Genomic DNA, 14477 nt, shown 5'->3' with positions numbered 1-14477 from the left:
TTCAGCATGCCTGCTCTTCACCCAGAACACATCCACCCCGCGCTCTGGCGCGCATCACAGCTGGCCACGGGCCACCGCCGACGCCTTCCCAGCGGCCACGTCGCCCTGGACGAGGCCCTGAAAGGTGGCTGGCCTCTAGGCACACTCATCGAACTGCTGCCTGCGCACCCCGGCATCGGTGAAGTCCGTCTGCTTCGCCCCGCCCTGCAAACCCTCCAAGACCGGCGGCAACCCATCATCCTGCTCAACCCCCCCTACCTGCCCTCTGCGCAATGCTGGGCTGCCTGGGGACTATGCCCAGAAGACCTGCTCCTGGTCAGGGCCGACTCCACCGAAGACACCACCTGGGCTGCAGCACAAATCCTGTACCACCAATCCAGTGCTGCACTCCTGTGCTGGGTGCAAGCAGCTCCCTACGCCGATCTGCTCAAGCTCCACAGCCTGGCCCGGCGGGGTACGTCTCTGGTGGTGCTATACCGCTCCGTCGCCTCGAGCCGGCGCGACAGCCCTGCCAGTCTACGCATCGCCTTGCAGGCCCATCCCTATGGGGTCAGTACCCTGTTTCTGAAATACCCAGGCCCCCTGCCCGCTCCTGTAGAGCTCACTCTGTACGACCATGACCACGCTCTGGATCAGCCTGATCCTGCCGCTGCCCCTGGCAGCCTGTCCAGGACTGCAAGCATCCCTGTCTCAGTTCACGCCACGCATCACCCTGCTTGATCCCCTGATGCTGTCTCTGGACCTTTCGGGCAGCTTGCCTCTTTTTGGCGGACCTCGGGCACTGTGGCGCCGCGTGCTGCACGCGAGCCCTCACGGCACCCGTGCGGGGATGGCACCCGGTGCCTGGGCCTCAGCCTTGCTCGCACGAGGCTCACCCCACAGACGCCGCACGCTGCAGCTCACCTCCATGCAGCGCAACTTGGATCACTTGCCCTGCACAACTCTCGTACTCACCTCGACCCAGGCCGCCCAGCTCTGCGACTGGGGGTGCGAGGTGTTGGGACAACTGAGGCAGCTGCCGCGATCCGGATTGGCCCAGCGGGGGCTATCGTCTCTGCTGACCCAACTGGACCGTGCCTATGACCCTGCCCCGCCCGCGACCCCCTGGCTCGCCGCCCCTGTGTCGTTTCATGCCACCCGTGAACTGGATTTTCACGGCACCAGCCTGGCCGCGATCGATACGGCGCTGATCCCTCTGGTCACTGAACTCTGCCAGTACCTTCAGGTTCACCAGGCAGCCACCCCTCGCATCGACCTGACACTGCACCATGACGCCACCCGAATGGCAGATCCCACCACTTTTCTGCCGCTTGCCTTGTCTCAACCGCAATGGGCCCTCAACGCCTGCCTGCACCTGTGCCGCTTGCGTCTTCAATCGCTGACCCTTCCAGGCCCCGTGCTGAGCCTGACGGTGAGCTGCCCCCACTGCCCACCCCGGCATTCCGTCCCCACATCGCTCCTGCCCGACGCCCGCCTGGATCAACAAAAGACCGACCATCTGCTGGACACGCTGCAAGCGCGCCTGGGCGCCGACTGCCTGGCTCATCCCCAACTCCAGGGCTGGCCCAACCCCGAGCAAGCCGAACTCTGGTCACAGGCTACGCAATCCTCACAATGTACGACGCACACACCCACACGGTATCACTGGCCAGACAGCCGCCCTTTCTGGCTGCTGCCCCGGCCCATCCTCCTGAGCACGCGCCAGGAACACCCTCTTTGGCAAGGCCAGCCGCTGCAGCTGCAACCCCGGCCAGAGCGCATCGAACAAGGGTGGTGGCGTCTAAACAATACTCGCCGCGACTATTTTATGGCGCAAGACCAGCACTCAGCCCGCTACTGGGTCTACCACGACCTGAAGTCAGGCAACTGGTTCCTGCACGGGCTGTTCGCCTGACACCCACCACAAGGCTCTCTCGTGTTACTGCCTGATTACATCGAACTGGACTGCCTGTCGAACTACACGTTTCTGACAGGTGCCTCACATCCAGACGAACTCATCGACCGCGCATCGACACTGGGATACGCCGGTCTGGCCCTGAGCGACGAGTGCTCTCTGGCAGGGGTCGTCCGTGCCTGGGAGGCGACACAAGGCCGCCCATTTCACCTGCTGATTGGCAGCCGCTTTCGCCTGGCGGACGAGCCCGGCTGGACCTTGATCGTGCTGGCACAGGACAGAATGGGCTACGGCCACCTCGCGCGACTCATCACCCTGGCTCGTCGCCACAGTGAAAAAGGCCACTACCGCCTCACGCTGCAAAGCCTGATCGCCCCCGAAGCCTCCCAATCCGATCTGGCAGGTCTGCCGGGCTGCCTGTTCATCCTGCGGCCGGATGCCGAAAGCGATGCCAGGGGCTGCGAACCAGCCCTGCAAGCGCTGCAGGCGGTAGCCGGCAACCGGCTCTGGCTGGGCTTGCATCTGAGGCAAGAGGACCATGACGCGGCCCATCTTCAAACACTGCGCGCGCTCTCCAGGCGCCACCAGGTCCCACTGGTGGCGCTGGGAGCCGTCGAAATGCACCTGCGCTCGCGCCAACCCGTACACGACAGCCTGTGTGCCCTACGCTGGAACCTGCCACTGGCTGGCTGCGGACAGCGGCTGCACCAGAATACCGAGCACGCGCTGCGCAGCCGCTTGCGCCTGGCACGTCTCTATCCTCAGGACACCCTGGCCGAGACGCTGCGCGTGGCGCACCAATGCACTTTCGAGCTCGGCACCCTGCGTTACCAGTATCCCCAAGAGACCGTCCCCGAAGGCATGACGCCCAGCAGCTACCTGCGGGCAGAGTGCCTGGCCGGAGCGCTGAACCGCTATCCAGGCGAGATTCCCGACGCCGTCCGCCGCCAGCTCGACACCGAACTCGATCTGGTTCAAGAACTGCACTATGAACCCTACTTTCTCACCGTCTACGATCTCGTCCGTCATGCCCGTCAGCGCGGCATTCTTTGCCAAGGGCGTGGATCTGCGGCCAATTCGCTCATCTGTTACTGCCTGGGCATCACCGAAGTCGACCCACTGGCTTCAAATCTGCTATTTGCCCGCTTCATCAGCCGGGAACGGGGCGAACCTCCCGATATCGATGTGGATTTCGAGCACCAGCGCCGCGAAGAAATCATCCAGTACATTTATCGTCGGTACGGACGCCACAGGGCTGCACTGACGGCGGTTGTCACGCGCTATCGTCATCGCAGCGCACTGCGCGACGCCGGCCGAGCCCTGGGCATCGCCGGCAGCACGATCGAACAGGCGGGGAAGCTGCTGCGCCGCATTCATGATCCGCACGAGATCCTCACCCTCTTGCAGACCCTCTGTGATCCAGAACGAGCAGGCCTCTGGGCCGGCCTGCAACAGGCGCTGATCGGCTTTCCACGCCACTTGTCCCAGCATCCAGGCGGATTCGTCATCGCCCAAGACCGGCTCGATACGCTGGTGCCGCTGGAAAACGCCGCCATGCCGGACCGCACCGTCATCCAGTGGGACAAAGATGACCTGGACATCATGGGCCTGCTCAAGGTCGACGTCCTGGCGCTCGGCATGCTTACCGCACTACGCCTGTGCGAGCCCCTGGTCGCCCACCGACACCAACGCCCCTGGACTCTGGCCTGCGTCCCGCCCCATGACTCCAAGACCTTTGCCATGATTCAGGCTGCCGACACCGTGGGCGTCTTCCAGATCGAGTCGCGCGCCCAGATGAGCATGCTGCCCCGCCTGCGGCCCACGTGCTTCTACGACCTGGTCATCCAGATTGCCATCGTGCGCCCAGGCCCCATGCAAGGCGGCATGGTTCACCCCTATCTGCGCCGCCGCCAGAAGCTCGAAGCCGTGGACTACCCCTCGCCCGATGTACGCCAGATCCTGGAACGGACCCTGGGCATCCCGATTTTCCAGGAACAGGCCATGAAGCTTGCCATCGCAGCAGCCGGTTTCAGCCCAGGAGAGGCCGACCAGCTGCGCCGTGCCATGGCGGCCTGGCGGCGCACCGGTACCGTCAGTGCGTTTCACGACCGGCTGCGCACCGGCATGCTGGCGCGCGGTTACACCCAAGACTACATCGATCGCCTGAGTCAGCAGCTCGAAGGGTTTGGCGAATACGGTTTTCCAGAAAGCCACGCTGCCAGTTTTGCACGCCTGGCCTGGCTCAGCGCATGGCTCAAGTGTCACGAGCCCGAGGCCTACCTCGTGGCCATGCTCAACGCCCAGCCGCTGGGGTTCTACTCCCCCGACCAGCTCATACAGGACGCTCGCCGCCATGGTGTCCGGGTGCTTCCAGTCTGCGTGCAGCACAGCCGAGTGGCTGCCGCACTGGAAGACCCGGCCCATTCTTCCGCCTGCACCGAGTCGGCGCGACCTGCGGTGCGGCTGGGTCTGACCCAAATCGTGGGCCTCTCGGCAACAGCAGCCCAGGCTATCGCGGTTGCGTCTCACCCATTCGTCGACATGGAAGACCTACGTATCCGCGCCCGGCTCAGTACCCGCGACCTGCAACATCTGGCGCGCGCCAACGCCCTGAGAGCGCTCGTTGGCGAACGGCGCACAGGCCAATGGCAAGCCTCGTTGCAGCACGCACCCGGCCTGCTGCATGAAGCTCCCATCTACGAATCCCAAAATGCAGATTTACCCGCCCTGAGCCCCAGCGAGCACACCTTGGCAGACTATGCCGCACTGGGCCTGACGCTGAGTCGACATCCTTTAAGTTTCCTACGCTCAGAATTGACACAACGCGGCTTCCGCACGGCAGCAACCTTGCTCGCTGATTTTCCAGACCGACGCCTGGCGCGAGCCTGTGGACTGGTCGTTTCGCGCCAGCGCCCGCGAACAGCCCACGGCATCGTCTTCGTCACACTTGAAGACGAAACCGGGTCCGCCAATGTCATCGTATCCGCCCTCGAAGCCGAGGCCAATCGAGCCGCGCTGTGGCACGCCTCTCTGCTGGGAGTCTACGGAGTCTGGCAACGCCAGCAGGAGATCTGCCACCTGAAGGCTCGACGCCTGGTGGACCTGAGCCCATTGCTAGGAGCCCTGCGCACACATGCTCATGAACAATAAAATGGCCGGGCAGATGCCCGGCCATTTGCGCGCAGCCCGCAGAAGGCTATTGCATGCGGTCAAGCGCAGCAGCCAAGGTGTCGACCGTGCGCTGCACGTTGTGCAACTTATCCAGCCCAAAGAGCCCAATGCGGAAGGTCTTGAACCCTTGCGGTTCGTCGCAGGCCAGTGGCACGCCCGCCGCCGCCTGAACCCCCACCTGCGCAAACTTGCTGGTGGAATGAATGCCGTCGTCTGTGGTGTAGCTCACCACCACACCCGGTGCCTCGAACCCCGGCGCAGCCACACTCTTGAAACCGCGTCGGCGCAGCAGCTTGCGCACGGAATCGCCCAGTTGCTGCTGCTCGTCACGCACCTTGTCAAAACCATAGGCTTCGGTTTCAGCCATGACGTTGCGCAGGATGATCAGGGAATCCGTCGGTAGCGTCGTGTAATAGGCGTGCCCCCCCTTTTCGTAAGCCTCCATCACGCCCAACCATTTGCGCAGGTCGCAGGCAAAGCTGGTGCTTTGGGTGGTCTCGATGCGCCGGCGAGCTTCGTCACCCAGCATGACCAGACCGCAGCAGGCCGAAGACGTCCAGCCCTTTTGCGGGGCCGACACAATTACATCGACGTGCACGTCTTTCATGTTGACCCAGATCGTGCCGGAGGCAATGCAATCCAGGACGAACAAACCACCCACAGCATGCACGGCATCCGCCACCTGACGAATATAGCCATCTGGCAGGCGGATGCCCGAGGCGGTTTCCACGTGCGCCGCGAAGACCACGTCGGGCTTGAACTCACGCACTGCCGCAATGACTTCTTCGACGGGGGGAGGTGCAAAATAAGGCTGGTTGCCCGCTTCGATGGGACGAGCCTTCAGCACCTGGGATTCTGCCGGAATATTGCCGACTTCAAAAATTTGCGTCCAGCGATAGCTGAACCAGCCGTTGCGAATCACCAATGCGCGCTTGCCACTGGCAAACTGCCGCGCCACGGCTTCCATGCCAAAGGTACCGCTACCCGGCACGACGATGGCTGAATGCGCACCATACACCGACTTGAGCGTACGAGAGATGTCACGCATCACCGCCTGAAAGGCCTGAGACATATGGTTCAGGGCCCGATCGGTATAGACCACTGAGTATTCCAGCAGCCCCTCGGGGTCTACATTGGGTAGCAATCCAGGCATGAGCCTCTCCGTCAAAAGCAAAAGAATAGGCCGATTGTAGACCGATGTCGGGCGTATGGCCGCGCGCACCGGCCAGTACAATAGCAGCTTCCCGTCGGAGATCACCAAGCCCGGCAAGCGCCGCAGGAGCCGGTCGTATACCTGACGAGACAACACCATAACACGGCGAACCACGCCACGCAGTGCGCAAGCAACCGCGACAAGAGGAGACACCATGGAACCATCTTCGACGACCGAGTCCGTCGCCGAACAGGCTGAAACTCAGGCAGCCCTACCCCCCTATTTACTACGCCGTGAACCGATTCTGGACCAGAATCGAGGCCTGGCGGGTTACCGGTTGCGGGTTCTGTGGGCCGACACGGAGAAAACGGACCGGGACCCTGGCATGGCGGTGATGTCGACCGCTCGGAGCCACGGGGTCAATGCCTGCCTGGCGTACGTGCCCCACTGGCTGGACGGTACGCCTGCGCTGCTGAAAAGCCCCTTCGCCTTCACGTTGCCACGCCACCGGACCTATGTCGAATTGCCAGAAGGAACCGAGGCTACCCCCGAGATCATCCAGGCACTGCAAGGCCTGGCCCACGGCGGCCTGCAGTGCTCGATTCAGGGTGATCTCGCTGCGAAAGCCGAATACTCGGCCTTGCTGCCTTTCTGCAAGGTCGTGAGCTTCAATCCAGCGCGCAGTTCCAAGGCCGATATCTTCCGCCAGAGCTTCCAGCACAAGCAGGCGAAGCGCCAGCTCCTGGCCGACGGCACGCCCAATAAGGCTGCATTGGACAACTTCCTGCTGCTGGGCTTCACCCTTTTCGAGGGGGGCCAGCCGGCGGACGTCACCTCGGGCACCGCTCTCTCCCCTCGGCAGAAGACGCTGCTGCGCCTGGTCATGCTCATCATGGGCGGCGGGGAAATCCCCGAAATCCAGGCCAGCCTGCAGCGGGACACCGAACTGGTGAAGACACTGCTCGACATGGTGAATACCCCGGCCTACGGCCTGAGCCAGGAAGTCGAGTCGCTGAGCCAGGCCATCATGCTGCTGGGTCGCCGCCACCTGCAGCGCTGGATTCAGATGCTGATGTACACCGAATCCGGCCGGGCCGCAGGGTTCCTGTCACCCACGCTCATCCAGGCCTGCGCCAGAGCGCACCTGATGGAGGCGCTCTCCACGCTGCGCCACCCCGAGCAGGCCGTCCGCGCGGAGGCCGCCTTCACCACGGGTATCCTGTCGCCCATGGATCAGATCTTTCACAGCACCATGCAGAGCCTGTTGTCCGACGTCGAACTCGATGTCCCAATTCGCCAGGCACTGCTCCAGCGTGAAGGCGAGCTTGGCCAGGAACTGCGGCTGGCCACGCTGATCTTTCCGTCGAACGGCGACGACGTCGAGGACCTCGCCCCTCTGTTGACCACCCTGGGACTGAACCCCGAGATGCTTGATCCTCTCATACAGAACGCGTTCGTCTGGGCGCATGGCATCACGCGCGCTGCACCATGAGATCAAACACGCACTCCGCACCGGGACTCGTCACTGGCTGGCTGCGCCCCTCCTCGGTCTCGTCCGGTTTCATCGCCGTTCTGGTGGGCTATACCAGTTCAGTGGCGATCATCTTCCAGGCGGCGAGTGCTGCGGGTGCGAACGCAGAGCAACTGGCTTCCTGGATGTGGGCATTGGGGATCGGCATGGGGGTAACCTGCATCACGCTGTCGCTGGTCTGGCGTGCCCCCGTGCTCACGGCATGGTCCACGCCTGGCGCTGCGCTGTTGGCCACCAGCCTGGGCGGCGTAGGACTGCCGCACGCCATCGGCATTTTCATTGCCAGTTCTGCCCTCATCGTGTTGTGCGGTGTCACCGGCTGGTTTCAGAAACTCATGGATTGGGTCCCGCGACACCTGGCCTCGGCCATGCTGGCCGGTATTCTGCTGCGCTTTGGCATGGACCTGTTTTCGTCCATGCACGGCCAGCCTACCCTGGTATTGGCCATGTTTGCGACGTTCCTGTTGTCGCGGCGCTGGGTGCCGCGCTACAGCGTCCCACTGGCCCTGCTGGTTGGCATCCTCTGGGCCCTGCCACAAGGTTCGCTATCGCTGAGCGGCCTGGACTGGACCCCGGCCCACCCAGTCTGGATGGCGCCCGAATTCTCTGCGGCATCGCTCATCGGTGTGGGGCTGCCACTTTTCATCGTGACCATGACCTCGCAAAACATCCCTGGGCTGGCGGTGCTGCGCGCCAACGGCTACGCCCGCGTGCCTGCCTCCCCCCTGATTTCCTGGACCGGAATCACCGGCATGCTGCTCGCTCCCTTCGGCGGATTCGCCTTCAACCTGGCTGCCATCACGGCGGCCATCTGCATGAGCCCGGACGCAGATCCCGATGCCTCGCAGCGGTACAAGGCCTCGGTATGGGCGGGTGTGTTTTACTTCCTCACAGGGATTTTTGGCGCGACGGTCGTGGCACTGTTCGCGGCTTTTCCGCACGAACTCGTGGCGGCCATCGCGGGTCTCGCGCTGCTGGGTACGCTGAGCAGCTCAATCCACGACTCTCTGCAGGTGCCCGAGCACCGCGACGCGGCACTGGTCACCTTTCTGGCCACCGCATCCGGCATGACACTGCTGGGGATCGGTAGCGCCTTCTGGGGCCTGGTGCTGGGCGGCATTTGCCACCTGGTTCTCAGGGCCCGTGCTGCATGATGCTCCTGTACGGTCTACGCCTTCTTCGGTCCCACCGCTGCTAGTTCATGCTCAATATCCTGTCCATCGTCGGTCCCTTGTTCATTGCCATGGCACTGGGATTCGTCGCCGTACGCGTGGGTGCGTACGACAAGGCCGACATTCGTGTTCTGGGGCGGTTCGTCATCCAGATTGCACTGCCTGCACTGCTCTTCAAGGCTCTGGCTGAGCGCTCTTTCGCAGAGATCATCAACCCGGATTATCTGGGCGCGTACACAGTTGGGTCGCTCATTGCGTTCGCGGCGGCCGCCAGCGGAGCGCGGCTGCTGAAAGGGTCCTCCCGGCCCGTGATCAGTCTGGCCGGTCTGGGCAGTTCGGTCTCCAACAGCGGGTTCATCGGATTTCCACTGATACTGCAGTTCCTCGGGTCCAAGGCCACTATCGCCATCGCATTGAGCATGATGGTCGAAAACCTGGTGATGTTGCCGCTCGCTCTGGCACTGGCCGAGTCGGGCTACGGCGATCGCCGCAGCCGCCTCCGCACGCTGCCAGCCCTATTTTCGGGCTTGCTGCATAACCCCCTGATTCTGGGCATCATCGCGGGCTTCGTCTGCTCGCTGCTGCAGATTCACCTGCCCACTCCTCTGACCCGGGTCGTGGACATGTTCGCGCTTGCTTCAGGCCCTGTCGCGCTCTTCGTGATTGGCGGCACTCTGGTAGGCCTCAGGCCTGGCGGCGATTTACCGCGCATTCTGTGGGTCTGCTTCGGCAAGCTGACCCTTCACCCATTGGCGGTCGCAGCCATGATGCTGCTGTTCGCGCCCGCCGATCCCATCTTGCGCTCTGCCGGCGTCGTCATTGCTGCCGTGCCGATGCTGAGCATCTTTCCGATCCTGGCGCAGAAATACGATGAGCAGACCTGGTGCGCCTCCGTTCTGCTCATCTCCACTGTCACGTCATTCTTCACGCTGACGCTAGTCATGTGGATAGTGGGCTAGCTACTGCAGCATCGCCTTGGCGGCGCTCAGAAGCTCCTGCCCATTGGCGCCCTTCTTGTCGACTGCCTTGATCCACTCTTGCACGACGCCCTTCGTGGCGTCCTGCCAGCGCGCATATTCAGCGTCGGTCATGTAATAGAAGACGCTGCCGTTTTCCTTTGAGGTCTTCATGAATTCGGCCTCTTTCTCATCGAAGGCTACACGCCCGGCCCAGGCAGAGACATCTGCTCCGCTGTTGTCGTCGATCACTTTCTTCAGATCGGGCGGCAAGCTGTCGTAGCGAGCCTGATTCATGCCGAACAGAAAAATGGAATTGCCCATGCGGGGCTTACCCTGCGGGACATCGAAGTGATAGCGCGTAATTTCGTCCAGCTTGATGGCCGGGACCCCTTCCCAAGGAACGGCGGCCCCGTCCACCACGCCCTTGGACATGGAATCGGGCACGGCAGGCAGCGGCATCTGGACCGGCACGGCGCCAATGGCCGTGAGCATCTGCGAGTTGACCCGGTTGGCGGAGCGGATCTTCAGACCTTTCATGTCCTCCAGCGTCTTGGGCTTCTTGCCGACGAAGTGCAGCAGGGTGCCGCCATGCACGTGCATGAAAATGGGATGAACCCCTTTGAATTCATCCAGGGCGTACTTTTGCGTGTAATTCCACAGGGCACGGCTGCCCGATTCGGCGTTGCGCTCCATCCAGGGCAACTCGAACACGGCCGCCTTGGTGAAACGCCCTGCTGAATACGTAGGCAGCGTCCAGACGATGTCTGCAATCCCGTCCTTGGCCTGATCAAACAGCTGCGCCGGAGTCCCCCCCAGCTGCATGGCCGGATAGATCTGACACACCATGCGCTGATTCGATTCCTTGGCGATCTTGTCGCACCACGGCTGAATCATGGTGACCTGCGCATTCGAGTTCGATGGCAGAAAGTGCGCCACCTTCAGCACCACCTGGGGGGCAGCCTGAGCCATTCCCGCCAGCGTGAGGCCCAGCGTCAGCACCGTCAGTCGTGCCACGCCTGTCTTTTTGGAAGATTTCATTTATGTCTCCTGTCATGAATGGACGTGCTGCGCGGGGTCGCCTGCACGGGTCTTGCAAAATCTTCTTCAGCCTCTGCAATCACAAGGCCCCAAAGCTCTTTACCAGGATCAAGGTCAGGCTGGGGAAAGCCACCAGCGCCACGATGCGGATGAAGTCGGACATGAGAAACGGGACCACGCCCTTGAAGGTTTCTGTCAGAGGAATATCTTTCGCCATCCGATTGATGATGTAGACGTTCATGCCAACTGGCGGATGCACCAGCCCGATCTCCACCACCATCAACGCAAGGATGCCGAACCAGATGGACTTGTCGCCCACACTCATGCCGTAAAAATCGAGCCCCATGATCATGGGATAAAAAATCGGGATGGTGAGCAATATCATGGCCAGGGAGTCCATCACGCAGCCCAGCAGAATGTAGGTCAGAAGAACCGCCGCAATGATGAGAAAAGGCGACAGCCCGCTTGCCTGTACCCAATGAGCAAGCTCGACCGGCATTTGCGAGACGGCCAGCGACACATTGAGCATGTCGGCCCCCAGCAAGACCAGATAGATCATTGCCGTAGCCTGGGCAGTGCCCAATGCGCTGTCCAACAGGCCGCGCCAGCGCAGGCCTCCTGAAACTACTGCAATGATGCCGCAGGCTGCAGCACCAATGGCGGCGGCCTCGGTGGGCGTGGCCCAACCGGCGTAGATGCCTACGATGACCACGAAAAAGACCGCAAGTACCGGGCCTACCTGCAGCAACGAGGCGATGCGCTCGGTCCATGAAGCCTTCGGGCCAGCCGGTCCCATCTCGGGCTTCCAGTGCACGATGATCTGGATCACGGCCATGTAGCCCAGCATGGCGATCACGCCGGGAATGACGGCTGCCATGAAGAGCTTGCCAATGGATTCCTGCGTAAGGATGGCGTAGATGATGAGCGGCACCGAAGGCGGAATCATGATTCCCAGCGTGCCGCCCGCAGCCAGCGTACCCGTCGCAAGGCTGCCCGCATAACCGTAGCGCCGCAACTCGGGCAGCACGACCTGTCCCATGGTGGCGGCCGTCGCCAGCGAAGAACCGCAGATGGCACCAAACCCCGCGCAGGTGCCGACTGCCGCCATGGCAATACCTCCGCGCTTATGTCCGATGAACGCACTCACGAAACGAAAGAGACTGCGGCTCAGGCCGCCATGCGTGGCGAACTGCCCCATGAGCAGGAACAGCGGAATGACGACGAGGTCATAGTTGGACAAGCGCGCGTAGGCCAGGTTCTTGAGTGAAGCCATGAGCGGTGTCCAATTGCCGCCCGAAAGATAGACATAACCGCCCGCCCCCGCGATGAACATCGAGATCCCAATGGGGATGCGGATCACCATGAGCGCCAGCAAGACGGCAAACATCAAAAGACCGATCGTGATGCCGTCCATCATGCGGCCCTCCGGATAGCCCGACGCGCTGCCTGCAAATGCAGAAAGCTCATATAGAGCCCCGCCAGCCCCATGAGCACGAAGCCCGGCACCATGCCCGCCTGTGCCAACCAGACAGGCCACCCCAGGACAGTGGAGGTCTCACCCGAATCCATCAGCGACATGGCGCCCACCCAGCTGCGCCAGGCCACCAACAGCCCGAACAGCCCCACCAGGAGCGAACCCAGTGCATCGAGGCCATGAACGACGCGAGGCCCGGCATGCGCCGTGAAGAAATCGATCTTGACGTCACCCCCATCCAGATGGCAGTACGCAAAAAACGTGGCCGACGCGGTCGCGGCCACCATCATGAGGATTTCCATGTCGCCAGGCACGGGTGCTGCGAACAACTTGCGGCCCACGATCGAAATCAGCGACATGATCACCAAGGCTACAAAGGCGAGTCCGCCCACGGCCGCATAAAACTTCGACACCCCCATCAGCAGGCGGCCTGCGGGGCCAAACTGTTCGGGATTCAATACGAGGGCGGCAGCCGCCTCAGTGTCGAGAGGGGTATGCATGTTGTCTCCTGGTGGAGCCCCACTCCGCAGGCGTGGGGCCTATGCGGGTACGGCATCCGATGGCGGCTCATTGTTATGGAAAAGCTCGATCGCAGCCCCGGGGTCGCCAACCGGAGCCGCGACTTCTGAACCATCAGAACGGATAGGCGCGCGGTGTCGTCTGGACGGACAGCCAGCGCAACTCGGTGAAGGCTTCGACGCCCGCTTTGCCACCGAACCGCCCGTAACCGCTGTCCTTGACACCGCCAAACGGCATCTGCGGTTCATCATGCACGGTGGGGCCGTTGATATGACAGATCCCGGACTGGATACGCGCAGCCACCCGCAGCGCGCGGGCCACGTCGGCACTGATGACGGCCGAAGACAAGCCATACGCCGTGTCGTTGGCGCATGTCACAGCCGCCTCCTCGCCAGCGACCCGCACGATGGCCTTGACCGGGCCAAAGGTCTCTTCTCCATAGATGCGCATGGCGGGTGTCACGTGATCCAGCAACGTCGCAGGCATCAAGGTGTTGTCGGCCTTGCCACCACACAGCAGCGTGGCCCCCTTGGACACGGCGTCATCGATCATTTCGTTGCAACGATGCACGGCTGACATATCCACGAGCGAGCCCAGGACCACTGGGCCTTTGCGTGGATCACCCAGCGGCAGCCCTTTGGCCTTATTCACGAGACGCTCGATAAAAACATCGGCAATCTTCTCGTCGACGATGATGCGCTCGGTCGACATGCAGATCTGCCCCGAGTTTGCAAAAGCGCCGAATGCGGTTGCATTCACTGCCGTCTCGAGGTCCGCATCATCCAGAACGACCAGCGGTGCCTTGCCGCCCAGTTCCAGCATGACGGGTTTGAGATAACGCGCACACAAACCGCCAATGATGCGCCCCACCCTGGTAGACCCAGTGAAATTCACACGGCGCGTGGCCGGATGAGCTACCAACGCTTCAACCACTTGCGCTGCATCTTGCGGCGCATTGGTGATGAAGTTCACGACCCCTTTGGGCAAGCCACCTTCTTGCAGGGACTCAATGATCAGCCCGTGGGTGGCCGGGCACAACTCAGAACCTTTCAACACCACCGTGTTGCCGCATGCCAGCGGCGTCGCAATGGCACGCACCCCCAAAATCACCGGTGCATTCCAGGGCGCCATGCCCACCACCACACCGGCCGGAACGCGCACCCCCATGGCCAGATTGCCCGGTACGTCGGACGGGATTACTTCGCCCCCGATCTGCGAAGTCAAGGCTGCCGCCTCGCGCAGCATGCCAGCTGCCAGATCGACATTGAACTCTGCCCATAAGGCAGACGCCCCCGTCTCGGTAGCCATGGCCGCAGTGAAGGCTTCCTTGCGCGACGCCAATGCATCCGCCGCCCGGACCAACATCTGACGACGAGCGCCTGGCCCCAGTTGCGACCAGGACGCGAACGCATCCGCCGCCGCCTGCACTGCTGCTCGCGCGTCTTCGGGAGTCGCCGCCGGCGCCGTTGTGGCAACCTGGCCATCCAGCGGATTACGGCGCTCAAAAGTACCGCCATTGTGGGCAGCGCAATGCTCCCCTGCAATCAACATGGAAATCGTGCTCAT

General features: G+C 62.5%; 11 protein-coding genes. 6 read left to right on the top strand and 5 right to left on the bottom strand.

All coding sequences use genetic code 11. From position 1 onward, the window contains the following. Positions 1–6 precede the first annotated feature (6 nt). Genes imuA through VF285_RS02990 form a run of 3 tightly spaced genes read left to right on the top strand, consistent with a single transcriptional unit; the run spans position 7 to position 5044 of the window. Positions 7–720: a translesion DNA synthesis-associated protein ImuA gene (gene imuA / locus VF285_RS03000; RefSeq protein ID WP_346951131.1), complete on the top strand. Its 714-nt coding sequence runs from the start codon at positions 7–9 to the stop codon at positions 718–720. Beyond that, complete coding sequence (locus VF285_RS02995; RefSeq protein ID WP_346951130.1) at positions 617–1894, top strand: DNA polymerase Y family protein; 1278 nt, start codon at positions 617–619, stop codon at positions 1892–1894. Before imuA ends, VF285_RS02995 begins: the two co-directional genes overlap by 104 nt. 21 nt (positions 1895–1915) lie before the next feature. Beyond that, entirely contained in the window at positions 1916–5044 is a 3129-nt protein-coding gene (locus tag VF285_RS02990) for an error-prone DNA polymerase (protein ID WP_346951129.1), read from the top strand. 46 nt (positions 5045–5090) lie between these two features. Here VF285_RS02990 and VF285_RS02985 read toward each other — a convergent pair whose 3' ends face one another. Beyond that, positions 5091–6218, bottom strand: coding sequence for an aminotransferase class V-fold PLP-dependent enzyme (locus VF285_RS02985; RefSeq protein ID WP_346951128.1), 1128 nt, complete (start codon positions 6216–6218; stop codon positions 5091–5093). 214 nt (positions 6219–6432) lie between these two features. Between VF285_RS02985 and VF285_RS02980 the strand changes: the two genes are divergently transcribed. From VF285_RS02980 to VF285_RS02970, 3 genes are read left to right on the top strand one after another with little or no spacing between them, the layout of a single operon-like run. Continuing rightward, positions 6433–7710 (top strand): EAL and HDOD domain-containing protein, encoded by a 1278-nt coding sequence (locus tag VF285_RS02980; protein ID WP_346951127.1) that lies wholly within the window; start codon positions 6433–6435, stop codon positions 7708–7710. Then, entirely contained in the window at positions 7707–8903 is a 1197-nt protein-coding gene (locus tag VF285_RS02975; RefSeq protein ID WP_346951126.1) for a benzoate/H(+) symporter BenE family transporter, read from the top strand. Before VF285_RS02980 ends, VF285_RS02975 begins: the two co-directional genes overlap by 4 nt. Before the next feature lie 47 nt (positions 8904–8950). Continuing rightward, positions 8951–9880, top strand: a complete 930-nt coding sequence (locus VF285_RS02970) for an AEC family transporter (RefSeq protein ID WP_346951125.1) — start codon at positions 8951–8953, stop codon at positions 9878–9880. On the opposite strand, the gene VF285_RS02965 is transcribed toward VF285_RS02970, so the two are convergent. The 4 genes from VF285_RS02965 to VF285_RS02950 form a co-directional block, all read right to left on the bottom strand. After that, positions 9881–10918: a TRAP transporter substrate-binding protein gene (locus tag VF285_RS02965; RefSeq protein WP_346951124.1), complete on the bottom strand. Its 1038-nt coding sequence runs from the start codon at positions 10916–10918 to the stop codon at positions 9881–9883. A gap of 79 nt (positions 10919–10997) precedes the next feature. Continuing rightward, entirely contained in the window at positions 10998–12335 is a 1338-nt protein-coding gene (locus VF285_RS02960) for a TRAP transporter large permease (protein ID WP_346951123.1), read from the bottom strand. Then, positions 12332–12892, bottom strand: a complete 561-nt coding sequence (locus VF285_RS02955; RefSeq protein WP_346951122.1) for a TRAP transporter small permease — start codon at positions 12890–12892, stop codon at positions 12332–12334. The genes VF285_RS02960 and VF285_RS02955 overlap by 4 nt, the downstream gene beginning before the upstream one ends. A 133-nt stretch (positions 12893–13025) precedes the next feature. After that, on the bottom strand, positions 13026–14477 hold the full coding sequence (locus VF285_RS02950; RefSeq protein ID WP_346951121.1) for an aldehyde dehydrogenase: 1452 nt from the start codon (positions 14475–14477) through the stop codon (positions 13026–13028).

Origin of the sequence: Castellaniella sp. (assembly GCF_036379515.1) — a bacterium.
Taxonomy (GTDB): domain Bacteria; phylum Pseudomonadota; class Gammaproteobacteria; order Burkholderiales; family Burkholderiaceae_B; genus Castellaniella.
This window is presented reverse-complemented; position numbering and strand designations above follow the sequence as displayed.

Excerpts from the sequence above, each read along its gene's own strand:
- VF285_RS02975 (WP_346951126.1), top strand. The coding sequence starts at position 7,707 with ATGAGATCAAACACGCACTCCGCACCGGGACTCGTCACTGGCTGGCTG.
- VF285_RS02955 (WP_346951122.1), bottom strand. The coding sequence starts at position 12,892 with ATGCATACCCCTCTCGACACTGAGGCGGCTGCCGCCCTCGTATTGAAT.
- VF285_RS02950 (WP_346951121.1), bottom strand. The coding sequence starts at position 14,477 with ATGAGCACGATTTCCATGTTGATTGCAGGGGAGCATTGCGCTGCCCAC.
- VF285_RS02970 (WP_346951125.1), top strand. The coding sequence starts at position 8,951 with ATGCTCAATATCCTGTCCATCGTCGGTCCCTTGTTCATTGCCATGGCA.
- VF285_RS02965 (WP_346951124.1), bottom strand. The coding sequence starts at position 10,918 with ATGAAATCTTCCAAAAAGACAGGCGTGGCACGACTGACGGTGCTGACG.
- VF285_RS02985 (WP_346951128.1), bottom strand. The coding sequence starts at position 6,218 with ATGCCTGGATTGCTACCCAATGTAGACCCCGAGGGGCTGCTGGAATAC.
- VF285_RS02980 (WP_346951127.1), top strand. The coding sequence starts at position 6,433 with ATGGAACCATCTTCGACGACCGAGTCCGTCGCCGAACAGGCTGAAACT.
- VF285_RS02960 (WP_346951123.1), bottom strand. The coding sequence starts at position 12,335 with ATGATGGACGGCATCACGATCGGTCTTTTGATGTTTGCCGTCTTGCTG.
- imuA (WP_346951131.1), top strand. The coding sequence starts at position 7 with ATGCCTGCTCTTCACCCAGAACACATCCACCCCGCGCTCTGGCGCGCA.
- VF285_RS02995 (WP_346951130.1), top strand. The coding sequence starts at position 617 with ATGACCACGCTCTGGATCAGCCTGATCCTGCCGCTGCCCCTGGCAGCC.